A 14,788-nucleotide genomic window follows, 5' to 3' on the forward strand; every position below is an offset into this window, starting at 1 on the left:
TGTCAACGGCGGCGTAAAAGTCGTCCATTGGGCGGAGCAAAACCAGGCCACTTGATCCGGGTGTTGGCGAGCGCCGGGAGGGCGTAGCCCGAGCGGGGGTCGCCAACACCCGGATTGCCGTTTCTGTCAGGGGTTGGGACGTGCTTTGCGTGCCTGGCTCTGGGCCAGGCGATAGCTCTCGCCGTTCATCTCGAGGATGCTGACGTGGTGGGTGAGCCGGTCGAGGAGCGCGCCTGTCAGGCGCTCGGAACCGAACGTCTCGGTCCATTCGTCGAACGGCAGGTTGCTGGTGATCAGCGTCGAGCCGCGTTCGTAGCGCTGTGAGATCAGCTCGAACAGCAGTTCCGCGCCGGTTTTGGAGAGGGGCACGAACCCCAGCTCATCGATGATGAGAAGCTTATAGCCGGTCATCTGCTTGTGTAAGCGCAGTAGGCGGCGTTCGTCGCGTGCCTCCATCATCTCGCTGACCAGCGCGGAAGCAGTGATGAACCCGACCGTCAGGCCCTTCTGGCAGGCCGCCAGGCCAAGACCGATCGCGACATGGGTCTTGCCGGTCCCCGACGGGCCAAGGGCGATGACGTTCTCGCGACGGGTAATCCAGTCACAACGCGCCAGTTCGAGCACCTGCATCTTGTTGAGCTTCGGAATGGCGGCAAAGTCGAAGCTGTCGAGGCTCTTGGCGGCCGGGAACCGCGCGGCCTTGATCCGGCGCTCGACCATCCGGCGTTCCCGGTCGATCAGTTCCAGTTCGACAAGCCGAGCAAGGTAGCGGACATGATCTACGCCCTCTGCTGCGCATTGCCGGGCCAGCTTGTCATGCTCGCGCAGGAAGGTTGGCAGCTTGAGCGTCTTGAGGTGGCTGGCGAGCAGCAGTTCGGGAGCTTGGCTGCTCATGCCGCTGCTCCGCCGGTCAACAGCCGCATGTACGAGCGCGCCGATGTTGTCTCCACTCTGGCCCTGGGCAGGTAGGGATAGATCGCCATGTCCAGTCGGGGCGGGCGGCGCTCCACCCGGCATAACAGGAGATGCTTCACCGCATCGAAGCCGATCGCGCCCATATCAAGGGCCTGCTTCACCGCGCCATGCAGATCGGCCAGAGCGAAGCTCTCCAGCAGGCGCAGTACCTGCACATATTCGCGCCGGCCATGCTTGCCCATGCGCGTCTCCATCAGCCGGCGCAGCGTTGTAAATACCTCGGGCAGGTCCCAGCCCTGCAATGGTGCGGCCTGATCGAGGGCATTGATCTTCTGTTCGATCAGGGGAAGGTAATGGATCGGATCGAAGATCACATCCTCGCGCTCGTAGCTGCGCACATGGCGGGCAATGATCTCGCCCCGGCAACCGATCACCACCTCGTCGACATAGCCCCTGATCCACACCTCCTGGTGGCCGAAGCGCACCGGCACCGAGTAATCGTTGGTCCGGTAACGCACCAGCGCCTGCGATGAGACCTGGCCGCTGGTCTGGTCACAGGCCTCGAAGGGGGAAGCCGGCAGTTCCTGCATCGCCGCCAGATCGCGCCGCAGCCTCTCGCCAATCGTCTCACTCTCGCCCCGCAGCCGGTCGTTCTGCCGTTTGCGGCATTGCTCCTCGAGCCACAGGTTGAACGCCTCCCATGTCGGGAACCGGGGGATCGGCACCATGAAGTTGCGCCGGCAATAGCCGACAAGGCCTTCAACGCCGCCCTTATCGTTACCCTTGCCGGGGCGGCCGTAACGATCACGGATCAGGTAGTGCGACAGGAAGGCGCTGAACAGCCTCGCGCGCAGCCGCGTCCCGTCAGGCAGGATCTTCGAGACCAGGCAGCGGTCGTTGTCGTAGACGATCGACAGCGGCACCGCGCCGAAGAACGCAAAGGCGTGGACATGGCCGTCCATCCAGGCCTCGGCAACGGCAGCCGGATAGGCGCGTACGTAGCAGGCGTCGCTGTGCGGCAGATCGAGCACGAAGAAGTGCGCCTTCTGCTCCACCCCGCCGATCTCGACCAGAGCTTCTCCAAAATCTGCCTGCCCATGGCCGGGTGCGTGTGCCAGCGGCACGAACATCTCCCGGCTGCGCTGATCCCGATCCCGGATGTAATCCTTGATGATCGTGTAGCCTCCGGTGAAGCCATGCTCTTCGCGAAGGCGATCGAACACACGCTTCGCCGTATGGCGCTGCTTGCGCGGGACCGACCGGTCCCCATCCAGCCAGCCGTCGATGATCGGTATGAACGCTTCCAGCTTCGGTCGCCGCACCGGGGCGCTGCGACGGTAACCGGGCGGCTCGGAATACGACAGCATCTTGCGGACCGTGTCGCGCGATATGTTGAAATGCTTCGCTGCCGCCCGGGCGCTCATGCCGCCCGCGCAGGCAAGACGAACCTTCAGGTAAAGTTCCACGGTGTAAATCCCTCATCCCTCCTCGCCAGCATCGCGAAAAGGGAAAAAGTGGACGACTTTTACGCCGCCCGCAGCAGCACTTCGCCGCCGCTACCGTGGTCTAATTTTGCACCGCCGTTCTCAGACATCACCGGATGATCGACCCGCTCCTCCTACCGGGGAGCGATGTCCTGACCCTGGCTTTTCCAGGGAATGAGATCGCGAATTGCCATCTCGACATTCCTCCTGTTTTCCGACTGGTTCAGGCAAGCTCCGTCAAGCGGGGCAGGTGCGGTGGCACCCACCCCGCCGAGGATTTGCCCGATGATTTGGAATTAGGCCGCCTTGTCTTCGGGCAGCTGCGGCGTGTCGTCATTGACATGCTCGCGGCTTCCGATGGCGATTTTGCGCCGCTTGAGCGATTCCGGGACGATCCGCTGGAGCGAAATCGTCAACATGCCGTGCTCGTAATCCGCATCGCGCACTTCGACATAATCGGCCAGCTGGAACCGGCGCTCGAACGCGCGGGCAGCGATACCGCGGTGAACGAATTCAACACCGTCTTCGTCCTTCTCGATCTTCTGACCGGAGATGACGAGCTGGTTCTGCTGTGAAGTGATGTCGATTTCGTCCGGACGGAAGCCGGCAACCGCCAGAGTGATCCGGTAGCTGTCCTCGCCGGTACGAACGATGTCGAAGGGTGGGTAGCCATCCTGCGTCTCGGCGCGGAAGCTGTTCTCGAGCGCATCGAAGAGCCGATCGAAACCGACCGTCGAGCGGCGATAGGGGGTCAAATCAAATGCAGTTCTCATTTCCAAATCCTCCTTGTTGAGCAATCTGGGCATGAGAGGCGCCGGGAACCAAGAGCCGACGCCCTCTGTCCAACCGGCATACCAATGAATTTCGTCGTAGGGGCTGCAACATGTCTTGCCATCTGGTTGTCCTACCTTTGAAAAGTGTCAGGAGAATTCTTGAGGTCCCCGCTGACGTTGAATGTACACATAATCAGAGCGCATTGAGCGGTAGCTTGAGGTAGCGTATTCCATTTGACGTGATGGCGTGGACGCGTGAAGCGATCTGCAGTACCCATTTTTGCGTACATTGATTCGCAAAACACGATTGGGGAATGCTTTTCATGCAAGCGAGAGCCCTGGAAGCATTCCCCCGCCGGTTGCTCCTTGCAGGCGATCGCGCCAGACAACAGCGTGCACAACACCTCATCGCAGGATAAGAGCGCATGGCAATCTTCATCAGCCTGTCAGTCACAGACAAAACTACATCGAAACAGGATGCGGCAACCGTGCGCACGGCGTTGCTGGAGGAAGCTGTCGGGGCTCTTCAACCAATTTTCGGTGCACGCGGAGCATCTGCTACCCGTATTCAGGCTGTTCTTGGTCGCTCGCCGGACAAAGATGCGACATTCAGCCTGTCGGTGCATTTGCATTTGCCGGGCCAGAGGATCGTGGCCGTTCACAGTAAGGGAGACGATCTGCGTTCATTGGCCAGGGACGTCATCGACAAGCTAACATCTGCTACTCGCAGGCATTTGGAAAGACTGGCCCATGGTACCGAATTCGCCCGCAAAAGGCGGCGCGAGCGTCTCTACGAGATCACGACCGGGGCCGATCAGCGTCCTGAAAGGGAGCGCAGCCTGGTAAAGGCGAGACTGGCCGAAATCCGGCCCAAGTTGGAAACAGCTTCCAGGCGCGAATTGGCCTATCTGCGTGCCGTGAGCAAACTTCCAACCGGCTATCCCGAAGTCGCCGATATCGTTGACGAAGCCATCATGCGCGTCATTGCGAGCGATCATGGGGTCGTGGATGCCGGGGAATTACAGATTGCCGCCTTGCGCGAACTCTTCGCGGTGATCGACGCGGAAATCGCCGCTCAGCAGATTTCGATGTCGGCTATACCGCTAGACAGCGAAGTGCCTCAAGATGCAGAAGATGAAGCGGAGGCTATGGTCGAAGAGGAATTTTACGAATTCTATCAGCCCGACGACCATGTCACTTTGGCCGATGTCCTGCCAGTTGAGCTCTCGCAGACCAAAGTCGCGCTCGATGAGGTGCACGTTGCAGGCGTGGTCGCGGCTCTGCGCGACCTGCCGAATCTCTGGCGCAGGGTGTTCGTCTTGCGCCAGCAAGATCTCTTCGCACCGAAGCAGGTTTCGGAAGTGGTCGACCGCGCGCTCGATGAGATTGAAGATATTTTCGAAAAGGTATCCGCCTTTCTGGATGCGCGCCTCGCCGAGTGGGGTGCCGACTCGTGGGAAGAAATTTTCCGAAGCAAAGGTTGACGCTGCTGCCGTCAGGCACCGATGCGCACCGGGGTATGAACATTCCTGAAACTACGTCGTTTAGCTGGATGATATTTTCAATCGCGGTGATCGCTGCGATTGCCACGGCCAGCCACGCGATCATCCACAAGCGCGACCCGCGATCGGCGACCATCTGGCTGCTAGCGGTTGCTCTTGTCCCTCTAGGCGGCTCACTTTGCTACCTTTTATTTGGGATAAATCGGGTTAACCGCAAAGCAATGCGGCTACGCGCGGCGCGCCCAGCGAAAAGCGAACTTTCCAATCTAGGTTCGGCGGGCAGGGATTTGCCGCCTCATCTGGCCAGTCTTGCGCGTCTCGGGGGAACCGTGTCAGGCAAAGAACTGTTGCCCGGAAATCGTTGCACCCCCCTTTTTGGGGGCACAGAGGCCTACCCGCAAATGCTTCAGGCGATTTGCGAAGCGAAGCATTCTATCGCCCTTGCCTCATACATTTTCGAGGGCAAGGGGATCGGGGCGCTTTTTGTCGATACCCTCGCGCAAGCGCGGTCGCGCGGAGTGAGCGTCAAGGTCCTGATCGATGATGCTTATGCCAGGTTATCCAACTCGGACGCCTTCGGAGCGTTGCGGCTTCACGGTATTGATGTCGCCCTTTTCAATCCCCCTGTGATACCGGCACGTCTGCACGGGTTGCATCTGCGCAACCATCGCAAACTGCTCATCGTTGACGGGTACCGGGGCTTTACCGGCGGCATGAACATCCATAGGCCCTATTGGTGTCCCAAGGCCCCGGAAAGCGCTTTCCGCGATCTGCACCTTGAGGTTTCGGGTCCGGTCGTCGGGCAAATGCGGGAGACCTTCGAGCGGGACTGGTACGACAGCAAGGAAGTAGAGCTGGACGAAGGCTTCTGGGCTGGCAAATCTGGCAGTCCGATCACCGACGGAGTTAGCCTTGCGCGCGGGGTAGAATCCGGGCCTGACGAAACGCTGGACCGGATGCGATGGATTTTTATAGGCGCAATCAATGCCGCTCAGAAAAAGATTTCCATTCGCACCCCTTATCTCCTGCCTGATCAGCCTACTATTGCCGCGCTGGGCGCAGCCGCTTTGCGAGGGGTTCGGGTCGAGATTGTGGTCCCGCAAAACAGCGACCATCTGTTCGTGCAATGGGCATCTAAGGCGCATTACTGGCAGATAATCGAACACGGTGTCTGCATTTATGAGCGCCCCGGCCCGTTCGATCATGGCAAGCTGATGATAATTGACGATGCCTGGGTGTGTGTCGGCTCCGCCAACTGGGATGCGCGTAGCCTGCGCCTGAACTTCGAATTCAACCTGGAAATTTACGATCGCAGGCTGGCACTGGAGCTTGGTGACGATTTCGCCCGAATCAGGTCTGCGTCGAAGAAAGTGAGGCCGACCGACCTGTCTGACATGCCGTATTTCGTGAAACTGCGAAATGGCTTTGCGCGGCTGTTTTCGCCGATCCTTTGAAACTGACGGAACGCGATAATGGAAGAACTCTTTTTCTCTGTGTTCATTCTCTTTGTTTCCATCCTGGTGGCCGGCTTGCTGTTTCATCTCATGAAGGCTCCAACGATCCTGGGCTATATTGCTGTCGGTATTCTTCTGGGGTCCTCAGTCACCGGATTGTTTCCCGATGGTCCGGCGCTGGACTTCATGGCCGAGGCAGGCATTATCCTCCTGCTGTTCATGGTAGGCTTGGAATTTTCGCTTACCGAATTCTGGAGCGACAAGGGCAAAATACTGAAGGCTGGCGCGCTGCAGGGGTTTCTTGTGGGGCTGCCCGTGGGAAGCCTCGTTTGGTGCCTGGGGTGGGGAATCGCGCCCGCGATCTTGCTGGGCGCATCGGTCGCAATGTCCTCGACCGCATTGTCGGCAAAGCAGTTGGCAGACCAGGGGGAATTGACCACCCGGCACGGGCGTGTGGCCATTTCGGTGCTGGTCTTTCAAGACTTGGCGGCCATTCCACTACTTGCCATGCTCGCGATCTGGCAGTCTGGTGGACAGCCCGGTCTGGTCGAGATATCGCTCGAAGTCCTCAAGGTCCTGGCAATCTTCACCGTCGCGCTGGCTTTGGCGAGGCCTGTGCTCCACTGGCTGCTGATGGCAATCTATCGGCGCGGCAATTCCGAGCTGCTGGTCCTTGCCGCTCTCGCGATTATTGCCATGGCAGCGGAATCCGCCCATCTCGCCGGAGCTTCCGCTGCTCTGGGTGCATTCCTGGCGGGACTTATTTTGGGTGAAAGCGATGTCCGGCACCGGATCGAGGAAGACTTGCGGCCTTTTCGGGACGTTTTCGCTAGTATTTTCTTCGTCTCGATCGGCTTGCAGCTGGACCTGAGCCAGCTTGGGAGCAGTCCGCTGGCGGTCCTTGCCTGGCTATTGGTTCTCCTTCCTGCAAAAGCATCGCTGAATTTTATCGCACTGAAGATATCCGGATCCTCTGCGCGTGATGCGCTGCAGACGGCTGTAATTCTGGCGCATGGTGGGGAATTCGGACTTTTGCTCCTTTCCGGAGCTCTTACCGCTTCGCTGATATCGACCGAATTGGGCCAGCCACTGCTGCTAGCGCTTGTCGTTTCGATGGGCCTTGGGCCAATTCTTTTCCGATCTTCGGAAACCATCGCGCGGAACCTCTGCGGCGGGAAATCCAGAATGACCAATCTACCGCAAACCGAGGAGGTGGAAGTCGCTCGCGAAGTCAGGGCTTGCATCAATCACATCGTTTTCTGCGGCGCGGACAACCTTGCGCGATCAGCGGCGAGAGCGGTGAGACTGGCAGAACTCGACTTTGTGATGATCGAACCAGATTTGAGACTTTATTTGACCGCGCGCGAAGAAGGGCTGCCAGTCATTCTCGGCGACCCGGGTCGCACCGCTACGCTCGAGGCGGCGCGCGCAAACGTCGCGGCGGCAATCGTAATAACGAAACCGTCTTCGCAAAGGCAAAACCGGATTGTGGACTGGTTTCTCGAAGGAAACGCTCACGGGAAAATCGTCTTGCTCGGCACATCTCAGGATAGGGATGAGACGATGCACACCGACCAACGGATCCTGCAGTTAGACCCGGAGCTATATCTGGGAATGGATTTGGCACGTCTGGTACTGTCGGCTGTCGATCTTCCTAAAAATGAGATCGAGAAAATTTCCTGCACCTTGACTTCCGATGCTGCAGACCATGCTTGATGTCTGCCCTGCGCGCGAATTTACAATGAGCGGCAAGGCCTTATCTGTCGTTTCAGTCGTCGGCTAGCCATGGATCGGGCTGTACGTTTGCAAGCGGGAGGTCGCTCAATTCCTTGCGTAATGTGATGGTATGAGCATGGACATTATGCGCACCATTGCGCCTCATGATGTTGATTGCGCGTTGCTCCTCATCCGCGTTATCCACCCTGACAAAAACTGCAATGCCGCCGCGATTTATATCATGCTCGATTGCATCGGCATCATCCCGCGTCAGCAAATTCTTGCGAACAAGCTTGGCCAACATCGCTCCTATTCCGCCGCCAGCAGTACATGCCGCAAGTGCAAGCGGAATTGCACCTCCTGAAGCTATGATGGGTACTCCGGCTGCTAAGGCACCCGTCGCAATCAAGGTTCCAAAAACGGTTCCGGTGACCGTGGCATGTTCATCCCTGGTCGTTAGGCGCCGCCTCGGAGTCTCGGGGTTATCGACGACCGCGCCCGGATCGGGATAGGTCAGGCCGAGTTTTTCGATGACCGTATTCCAATCGGCCATGAGGGATATGTCATTGCGGTCCACCCCTGCGGCAACCAGTTGTGTTGCCATTTCTTCAAGAGCGTTGTGATTGTAAACAATTCCAACCACTTCCCGGATTTCAACCGTGTCGACTGTTTGATCATCCTCCCGATCGGACATATTCTGCGTGCTTTCTCATCGTTGGAAGCGCAAAAGCAAGTCTTTCACGCAAATCATATTACGAGACCAGATTTGAAGCGCTTGTGCTTAGCCGGTGGTCGGTATTTCCGGGCGGTCTGGGCCCGCCCCGACAAGGGGTTATGCCTTGTTGACCGAAATCTTCTTCATCGAGGATCGCGCTTCGGCCGACTGCGGTATCGAAACGGTCAACACGCCGTTTTTCAGATCGGCCTTGGCGTCATCGGTGTCGAGACCCGGGGGCAGGGGAATGGCGCGATAGATTTGCCCGTAGGCCCGCTCGGAGAGGAAGTATCCTTGCTTTTCCTCCTGCCGCTCGACCTTCTTTTCTCCTTTCACCACCAGCATGTCGCCCGAAATTGAAAGATCGATGTCAGCCAAATCCATGCCGGGCAACTCGATCGAAATTTCGACTGCATCGCCTGCCTGGACTACATCCGATTTGGCTTCATTATCCTGCCACGGCAAATCGAGGTTGCCGATCTTCTCGACAAACTTATCGACAAGCGCGTTGATGTCACGTTTGAGAGAGTGATGCGCTTCTTCCTGCTCAGCATTCGATACGGGCTGGCGCGGGTTCTCCGAGCGCGTCCATGGCACAAGATCCTTGATCTTCATCATCGTTCCTCCTTCTTATCCTGCCTTCACCGAAATCTTCCGGGGCGCCAGTTTCTCAGAGCGATGAAGGCGTAAGGTAAGTACGCCGTCGCGCATCGACGCATCGGTTTTATCGGGATCGAAATCTTTCGAGACCTGGAAAGAGCGCTCATAAGCCGTTGAAACAAATTCGATGTGCTGCAATTCGCCCTCTTGGGGCATCGAAACCGAAGGCCTTGCCGCGACTGTCAATACGCCGTTCGCAAGCTCGATGTCCAGATCGTCTGAGCTGCATCCGGGCAGTTCGATGAGGAGAATTGCTCCGTCAGAGGTTTCGACGATGTCGGTCAAGGGCATCTGGACTGGCTGTGCTTGCTCCGCCTGCTGCGCCAATTTCTCATTGGTTGTCGTTTCCATGTCGTTACTCATGTTCAGTTCCTAACCTGCCTTGATCGCGATCTTGCGCGGCTTGTCGGCGTCGGACAGGCCAGCAGCGATAAAAAGGATGCCGTTCGAATAGCGCGCTTCGACGTTTTCCGGATCGATCCGGAAAGGCAGCGTCACGGCTCGAGTGAACTGGCCGTAACTCCTTTCACGCCTCATCCAACGCGCATCATTGCCGCAATCGGGCTGTGCGCGTTCGCCTGAAATCGAAAGCAAATTCTCCTTGACGGTGATGTCGACCTTTTGGGGATTAATGCCAGGCATTTCGGCGACGATTGCCGCACCTTGCCCGGTCCGCCAGATGTTCAGCTTGGGAAAGGCGGCGGCACTACTTACCCTTGCGGTTGGCAATCCCGACAACCCCTTTCTCAATATTTCGAAAGGATCGGCCCTATAGATTCTTGCTGGATAAACCATCATTCTTCTCCTCTTGGACAACGACTGTCAGCGCGAACGCGTCTGTCTGGTAGATGCTCCGCGTACCTGGCGGAGGAGTTCTGCAAATTCGCGTTCTGCTTTGCCGCCAGCAATGGTTGCCAATTCGATCGTGCGAATCTGGTTTCAAAACCGCGCCCTGTGGCGGGCGACAGTACCCTAAAACCGCCGCGCGCTGAAGAGACATGCGAGATGCCTCCAGTGCGATAGCCAGAGCGGCGCGACCCTCGTCGGACTTGCGCGCTTTCGCTGCCAGTTCTTCCGCAGCGCGAGTGGGACCACGGCATTGATCACCGGATACGGAAAGACCGTCTCGGTGACAACGACAGTACTCAAGGTTTGCTCTAGATCGGTCTTTGCTTCATCGAGCTGACCCGCTTCGATCAGCGCGGCTGCCCGCCTGATCGCGGTCGGATAAGTCGCCATAGGCAGATTTCCCATCCGGACTGCGGTCTGGTCAGCGAAATTGGAGAGCAGAGTGCGGGCAGTCTGCGTGTCTCCGTCAATCAAGGCCAGCGTCGCACTTCGCTGTGCTGCACGCAGGCTGTCAACATCCGCGATCAGGGCAATCTCGTTCACGCCGTGATCCATGCCGCCGACATCCAGGACCGCGATGGCGCGCCGTTGGTACTCGCCGAAATCATCAAACGCTTCCCCTGGCTGCGCCATGTGTTCGCCGATGGCGGCTATGCCGGGGACAAGTTCAAGCAAGCCCTGCGCCGCTTCGGCAAGTGGACCATCGAAATCATCAAGAGGTCCGATGCGGTGAAATGCTTCGAGGTGCTCCCGCGGCGCTGGGTGGTTGAGCGAACGCTCGCATGGCTGAACAGGAACCGACGCCTCGCCAAGGACTTCGAGCAGACCATCGCCTCCGCAACCGCATGGATCTTCATCGCCTCGATCCAGATCTTTACCCGCCGCAGCGCAAGATCATGAAATCTCAACCGATAATTTCGAATCAGACACTGAGTGGATGGGCACTCCGGTATCGCCTGACAACCTGCGGCGAGCGACAGATTGTCGAAGTCCTGCTTCCTGGGAACATAATCGGATTGCAAAGCTTACTGCTCGGACTGCAAAACGAAGGCGTTTCCAGCCTGACCCGCGTTTCGCTGTGTGTTCTTGGCGGTGTCGCAGTCGGCGAACTCTTCGCCCACCAGCCAGGTCTCGCACGAGGTCTGGTCAATTCCCTTTTGCAGGATCAAAATCGCGCCGATCGCCAGATGACGCTCGATGCGAAGACCTCCTCGGCAAGCCGCCTTGATCATTTTTTGCTGGAAATATTTGATCGGGCTGGCGCACTGGGTGGGCAGAACCAGCGGTGGTGTCACTTCCCTCTTCAACGCGGCGACCTCTCCGATAATCTCGGGATTTCGCCTACGCATGTCAGTAGGTCGACAAGTGAACTGAGCAAACTCGGCTTGGCAACAATACCGGGAAACACGCTGGAGATCATAGACCGGCAAGCCTTAGTGCGGTTTTCCGGCTACCAGAGAAAGCACGCGGAGGTTGAGCGACTGCTTCTGTGACTGCGAAAGCATCGGACCTCCTCATCCATCGCCAATCTGAAATCGGCGAGTCGGCTTGCTGGAGGAGAAATTATATTGCCATCATCCCCGCTGTCCCTGATATATCTCAGTGCGGCTTGCATATGAGTGAGGCTAACAGGAAAACCAGACCCGGATCTTGAGCAGGGGTCGGCCAGGGTCGTCAAGTGGGTGATGTGCCGGTCGGGACAACCGAGGCTCAAGGTCTTTGGAACGGCCATTCGGGCGCTCGTCCAAACGAGCTGGTGAGGGTGAAGTAATGTCAATGAGGTATGTTATGGATTCCAATCTCGATGATCCCAAAAGGATTGTGGTCGTTGATGGCCTGAAAAAATTTCTGGCAGATACTTACACGCTATATCTTACAACCCACAATTTTCACTGGAACGTGACGGGTCCACACTTTAATAGTTTGCATCAAATGTTTATGGTGCAGTATAATGAACTTTGGCTTGCAGTGGATCTGATTGCCGAGAGGCTCCTTACTCTCGGTTCTTTCGCCCCCGGTTCGTATAAACAGTTTGCGCAACTGACATCATTGCCGGATGTGCCCGATTCACCACCTGAAGCGATGGAAATGGTGTCCCTGCTAATGAAAGGCAATCAGTTGGCGGCCCGCACTGCGAGATGCGTTGTTCCTGATGCCGAGGAAATCGGGGATCAGGCGACTTCAGATCTGCTGGTCTCACGAATTGCGGTCCATGAAAAGGTTGCATGGATGCTGCGAGCAACTTTGGCGGGTTGATCTGGGCAATTACATCTGCGCTCACCGGGCTTGCCGGCTGCGCCACGATAAGGCCGAAGAGACTCAGGCAATTCGATCGGGCTGTTTCTTAGGTCGAGTAGATCTGCGCAGCAAGCATTTCGAGTTTGTCGAGTTCTAAGAAAGTAATTTGCTTTCCATCGACCAAAATCATGCCTTCGCCCTGCAGGAACGTCAGCGTACGGGTAACCGTTTCACTCGTGAGACCAAGATGGGCACCTCCAAAGACCCCTCGCAAATCCAGACCTAATCTGATTCACTCTTGCCTGAAGGGATCGGGCGATGCGGCAGGCGGGATTGTTCGGGTTATCGGAGCATCTGAAGCGGCTTTCGGCGCATGGCGATCCGCTTGAAGTGCTGGCGAGGGTTGTCGATTTCGAGGCGTTCCGGCCGGTGCTGGACGTGTCGCTGGCCTATTCGGACGGGGCGAAGGGCGGGCGGCCGCCCTACGATCCGGTGACGATGCTCAAGGTGCTGGTGCTGGCGGCGCAAAACAACGTGGCCGACGGGCGTATGGAGTATCTGATCCGCGACCGGCTGAGCTGGCTACGCTTTTTGGGCTTCGACCTCGGCGCGCCGACGCCCGACGCCAACACCATCCGGCTGTTCCGCGAACGGCTGACCCAGGCCGGCGCCTTGGACATGCTGTTCGCCGACTTTGAGCCCGTGGATCGCGCTGGGCTTGCGCGAGTTGGGCGTTGCCATCGTCTGCATCGACGCGCGTCAGGCGCATCAGAGCTTGAAGGCGATGAAGGCCAACAAGACCGATCTGCACGATGCGGCCGGGCTTGCTCAGCTGGCGCGTACCGGCTTCTACAAGGACGTGCATGTCAAGTCGCCGGCCGCGCACGGAGTGCGTTCGGTCATCACCGCCCGCGGCCATCTGGTCGAAGCACGCGTCCGGCTCGACAACACGATCCGCGGCCTCTGCGCCACCTTCGGGATCAGGCTCGGCGCGGGCCAGGGCGAGCGATTCCTCGCGCGAATGCGAGTGGCTGCTTCTGTCCCCGGCCTCTGCGAAGCGGTGGCGTCGCTCCTTCGGGCCCGCGAGCGCCTCGTGGAGGAGATCGGGCAGATGGATCGCCAGCTCAAAGCGATCAGCCTGGCTTCTCCGGCCAGCCAGGCCCTGATGAGCATCCCTGGCGTGGGTGTGCAGACCTCCGCTGCGTTCGCCGCCGCTGTTGATGATGCCAGCCGGTTCAAGCGATCGCGAACGGCTGGCGCGTACTTTGGCCTGGTTCCACGCCGACACCGATCGGGAGAGCTCGACTGGACAGGACGCATTACCAAACAAGGCGACGGGACGGTCCGCAAGCTCCTCTACGAAGCGGCCAACTCGATCTTGACGCGCACACGCCAGAGCTTTGCGCTGAAAAGCTGGGCGCTCAAGATCGCAAAGCGGCGCGGGCTGCGAAAGGCCCGAGTTGCGCTAGCCCGCCGCCTCGCTGTCATCATGCACGCCATGCTGCGTGACGGGACCTTGTTCGAGGCCTGAGTTGAGGTAGTATCCCGATGCCAGTGGTGATGCTCTCGAGCTGACCCGATGGCGGTGTCCCGCGAGGGAACGCAGGGACGGACGATCTGCGAAGGTCGACAGATGGGCCACCAAGCCCGCTTCGAGTCAATGCAACGTCCGGCCTTGTGAGACCCGATAAAGCACCACCGATCCTCGCATCGGCGAGTGCGGATAGATCCTTGAAACCCTCAAGGGACAACCGCCAAGCGACCGCAAATTACAGATATGGACCCTAGTGTGCGACATGTCACTTTCAATCTTAGTGCAGGAGATTCTGGTATCGATCATGTCTTCGCTATCAGCTCGCCGTTATAGCGCGGTCCGTCTCCAGGCATCTTCGCTTGGCCACTGGTTCCGCGCCGAAAGAGGCTGGTCATGTCACGTCAGGAAGCATCCACTTCTCGTGAAACAATGACTCTCGCGGCGCGAACCAGTCTGGGCCCAATCATGTAACCTGACTGCGCGACGCTCACGATCTGGCCTGTATTGGATCCCGGAGTCGGCACGGTGCCGATAATTTCATGCACGTGGGGATCAGGATCTTCGCCAATCGAAGGACGCAGTATTTTTACCCCGGCCTTGAGCAAGGCATCGTTGATTGCTCGCCGCGTCGCCTCCAGCCCCTTGATCAACGATGGCTCGATCTCGTGTGAACCCGCCAAGGCCTCCAAGGCAAGGTCGAGATTGTCGAGCGCTGGTGCGAGTTCGGATAGCAGTTGCGCCATCCCGGCCTGTCGACCTTCGGTTCCCGCTTTTTCTGCGCGCTTTCGCGCATTCTCAGCTTCCGCCAGTGCACGAAGCAATCGATCCTGTAACGCGTCCCCTTCTTCCGGTTCCGGCAGGACCTCCGACTCCACGCTTTTACCAACTGCCGAGGGCGATCCGTCCTCGTTCTCGCCATTCTTTGCATTGTCCGACACGGCCTGTACC

At 58.3% G+C, this 14,788-nt stretch carries 16 protein-coding genes and 3 pseudogenes; 9 read left to right on the forward strand and 10 right to left on the reverse strand.

The window, feature by feature from the left end:
* Nucleotides 1–126 precede the first annotated feature (126 nt).
* From istB to D6858_RS02035, 3 genes are all read right to left on the reverse strand, one after another.
* Complete coding sequence (gene istB, locus D6858_RS02025) at nucleotides 127–894, reverse strand: IS21-like element helper ATPase IstB (protein WP_048578302.1); 768 nt, start codon at nucleotides 892–894, stop codon at nucleotides 127–129.
* Nucleotides 891–2,381, reverse strand: a complete 1,491-nt coding sequence (istA, locus tag D6858_RS02030; RefSeq protein WP_081261070.1) for an IS21 family transposase — start codon at nucleotides 2,379–2,381, stop codon at nucleotides 891–893. The genes istB and istA overlap by 4 nt, the downstream gene beginning before the upstream one ends.
* A gap of 314 nt (nucleotides 2,382–2,695) precedes the next feature.
* Entirely contained in the window at nucleotides 2,696–3,205 is a 510-nt protein-coding gene (locus tag D6858_RS02035) for an Hsp20 family protein (RefSeq protein WP_276308678.1), read from the reverse strand.
* A gap of 392 nt (nucleotides 3,206–3,597) precedes the next feature.
* On the opposite strand from D6858_RS02035, the gene D6858_RS02040 reads away from it, so the two are divergent.
* The 4 genes and pseudogenes from D6858_RS02040 to D6858_RS02050 all read left to right on the forward strand — a co-directional run bounded on the left by D6858_RS02040 (nucleotide 3,598) and on the right by D6858_RS02050 (nucleotide 7,844).
* Nucleotides 3,598–4,656 carry a hypothetical protein gene (locus D6858_RS02040; protein WP_120106744.1) on the forward strand — a complete coding sequence of 353 codons (1,059 nt, stop codon included), beginning with the start codon at nucleotides 3,598–3,600 and terminating at the stop codon, nucleotides 4,654–4,656.
* 68 nt (nucleotides 4,657–4,724) lie between these two features.
* A pseudogene (locus D6858_RS16020) lies at nucleotides 4,725–4,859 on the forward strand (PLDc N-terminal domain-containing protein); the annotation flags it as partial.
* 216 nt (nucleotides 4,860–5,075) lie between these two features.
* On the forward strand, nucleotides 5,076–6,128 hold the full coding sequence (locus D6858_RS02045) for a phospholipase D-like domain-containing protein (protein ID WP_240623651.1): 1,053 nt from the start codon (nucleotides 5,076–5,078) through the stop codon (nucleotides 6,126–6,128).
* Nucleotides 6,129–6,146: 18 nt separating this feature from the next.
* A complete protein-coding gene (locus D6858_RS02050) occupies nucleotides 6,147–7,844 on the forward strand; it encodes a cation:proton antiporter domain-containing protein (protein ID WP_120106747.1) in 1,698 nt (565 codons plus the stop codon).
* A 52-nt stretch (nucleotides 7,845–7,896) separates the two neighbouring features.
* Here the strand turns inward: D6858_RS02050 and D6858_RS02055 are convergent, their stop codons facing one another.
* The 5 genes from D6858_RS02055 to D6858_RS02075 form a co-directional block, all read right to left on the reverse strand.
* Nucleotides 7,897–8,538, reverse strand: a complete 642-nt coding sequence (locus D6858_RS02055; protein WP_120106750.1) for a hypothetical protein — start codon at nucleotides 8,536–8,538, stop codon at nucleotides 7,897–7,899.
* Nucleotides 8,539–8,676: 138 nt separating this feature from the next.
* Complete coding sequence (locus D6858_RS02060) at nucleotides 8,677–9,177, reverse strand: Hsp20/alpha crystallin family protein (RefSeq protein ID WP_240623644.1); 501 nt, start codon at nucleotides 9,175–9,177, stop codon at nucleotides 8,677–8,679.
* A gap of 12 nt (nucleotides 9,178–9,189) precedes the next feature.
* Nucleotides 9,190–9,582 carry an Hsp20/alpha crystallin family protein gene (locus tag D6858_RS02065; RefSeq protein ID WP_120106752.1) on the reverse strand — a complete coding sequence of 131 codons (393 nt, stop codon included), beginning with the start codon at nucleotides 9,580–9,582 and terminating at the stop codon, nucleotides 9,190–9,192.
* A 9-nt stretch (nucleotides 9,583–9,591) separates the two neighbouring features.
* Complete coding sequence (locus D6858_RS02070) at nucleotides 9,592–9,948, reverse strand: Hsp20/alpha crystallin family protein (protein ID WP_205664853.1); 357 nt, start codon at nucleotides 9,946–9,948, stop codon at nucleotides 9,592–9,594.
* A gap of 243 nt (nucleotides 9,949–10,191) precedes the next feature.
* Nucleotides 10,192–10,611, reverse strand: coding sequence for a YfdX family protein (locus D6858_RS02075; protein WP_165859605.1), 420 nt, complete (start codon nucleotides 10,609–10,611; stop codon nucleotides 10,192–10,194).
* 6 nt (nucleotides 10,612–10,617) lie between these two features.
* Here D6858_RS02075 and D6858_RS02080 point away from each other — a divergent pair.
* From D6858_RS02080 to D6858_RS02090, 3 genes and pseudogenes are all read left to right on the forward strand, one after another.
* Nucleotides 10,618–10,968: pseudogene (locus D6858_RS02080) on the forward strand (transposase); the annotation flags it as partial.
* Nucleotides 10,914–11,561 carry a Crp/Fnr family transcriptional regulator gene (locus tag D6858_RS02085; RefSeq protein WP_165859606.1) on the forward strand — a complete coding sequence of 216 codons (648 nt, stop codon included), beginning with the start codon at nucleotides 10,914–10,916 and terminating at the stop codon, nucleotides 11,559–11,561. The pseudogene D6858_RS02080 and the gene D6858_RS02085, both read left to right, overlap by 55 nt.
* Before the next feature lie 295 nt (nucleotides 11,562–11,856).
* Nucleotides 11,857–12,324: a Dps family protein gene (locus tag D6858_RS02090; RefSeq protein ID WP_120106760.1), complete on the forward strand. Its 468-nt coding sequence runs from the start codon at nucleotides 11,857–11,859 to the stop codon at nucleotides 12,322–12,324.
* 88 nt (nucleotides 12,325–12,412) lie between these two features.
* On the opposite strand, the gene D6858_RS16300 is transcribed toward D6858_RS02090, so the two are convergent.
* On the reverse strand, nucleotides 12,413–12,580 hold the full coding sequence (locus tag D6858_RS16300; RefSeq protein ID WP_165859607.1) for a helix-turn-helix domain-containing protein: 168 nt from the start codon (nucleotides 12,578–12,580) through the stop codon (nucleotides 12,413–12,415).
* A 44-nt stretch (nucleotides 12,581–12,624) separates the two neighbouring features.
* Here D6858_RS16300 and D6858_RS16185 point away from each other — a divergent pair.
* Both D6858_RS16185 and D6858_RS02105 read left to right on the forward strand, forming a co-directional pair.
* Nucleotides 12,625–12,948 (forward strand): annotated as a pseudogene (locus D6858_RS16185) (transposase); the annotation flags it as partial.
* Nucleotides 12,949–13,000: 52 nt separating this feature from the next.
* Nucleotides 13,001–13,837, forward strand: a complete 837-nt coding sequence (locus D6858_RS02105; RefSeq protein WP_240623646.1) for an IS110 family RNA-guided transposase — start codon at nucleotides 13,001–13,003, stop codon at nucleotides 13,835–13,837.
* Nucleotides 13,838–14,241: 404 nt separating this feature from the next.
* Here the strand turns inward: D6858_RS02105 and D6858_RS02110 are convergent, their stop codons facing one another.
* A complete protein-coding gene (locus D6858_RS02110; RefSeq protein WP_120106763.1) occupies nucleotides 14,242–14,778 on the reverse strand; it encodes a nucleotide exchange factor GrpE in 537 nt (178 codons plus the stop codon).
* Nucleotides 14,779–14,788: the final 10 nt, after the last annotated feature.

Origin of the sequence: Tsuneonella suprasediminis, assembly GCF_003605755.1 — a bacterium.
Classification (GTDB): Bacteria; Pseudomonadota; Alphaproteobacteria; order Sphingomonadales; family Sphingomonadaceae; genus Tsuneonella; species Tsuneonella suprasediminis.

Coding starts and splice junctions, on each gene's coding strand:
- istB (WP_048578302.1), bottom strand. CDS start 894: ATGAGCAGCCAAGCTCCCGAACTGCTGCTCGCCAGCCACCTCAAGACG.
- D6858_RS02035 (WP_276308678.1), bottom strand. CDS start 3,205: ATGCCCAGATTGCTCAACAAGGAGGATTTGGAAATGAGAACTGCATTT.
- D6858_RS02040 (WP_120106744.1), top strand. CDS start 3,598: ATGGCAATCTTCATCAGCCTGTCAGTCACAGACAAAACTACATCGAAA.
- D6858_RS02045 (WP_240623651.1), top strand. CDS start 5,076: ATGCTTCAGGCGATTTGCGAAGCGAAGCATTCTATCGCCCTTGCCTCA.
- D6858_RS02050 (WP_120106747.1), top strand. CDS start 6,147: ATGGAAGAACTCTTTTTCTCTGTGTTCATTCTCTTTGTTTCCATCCTG.
- D6858_RS02055 (WP_120106750.1), bottom strand. CDS start 8,538: ATGTCCGATCGGGAGGATGATCAAACAGTCGACACGGTTGAAATCCGG.
- D6858_RS02060 (WP_240623644.1), bottom strand. CDS start 9,177: ATGATGAAGATCAAGGATCTTGTGCCATGGACGCGCTCGGAGAACCCG.
- D6858_RS02065 (WP_120106752.1), bottom strand. CDS start 9,582: ATGAGTAACGACATGGAAACGACAACCAATGAGAAATTGGCGCAGCAG.
- D6858_RS02085 (WP_165859606.1), top strand. CDS start 10,914: ATGGATCTTCATCGCCTCGATCCAGATCTTTACCCGCCGCAGCGCAAG.
- D6858_RS02090 (WP_120106760.1), top strand. CDS start 11,857: ATGGATTCCAATCTCGATGATCCCAAAAGGATTGTGGTCGTTGATGGC.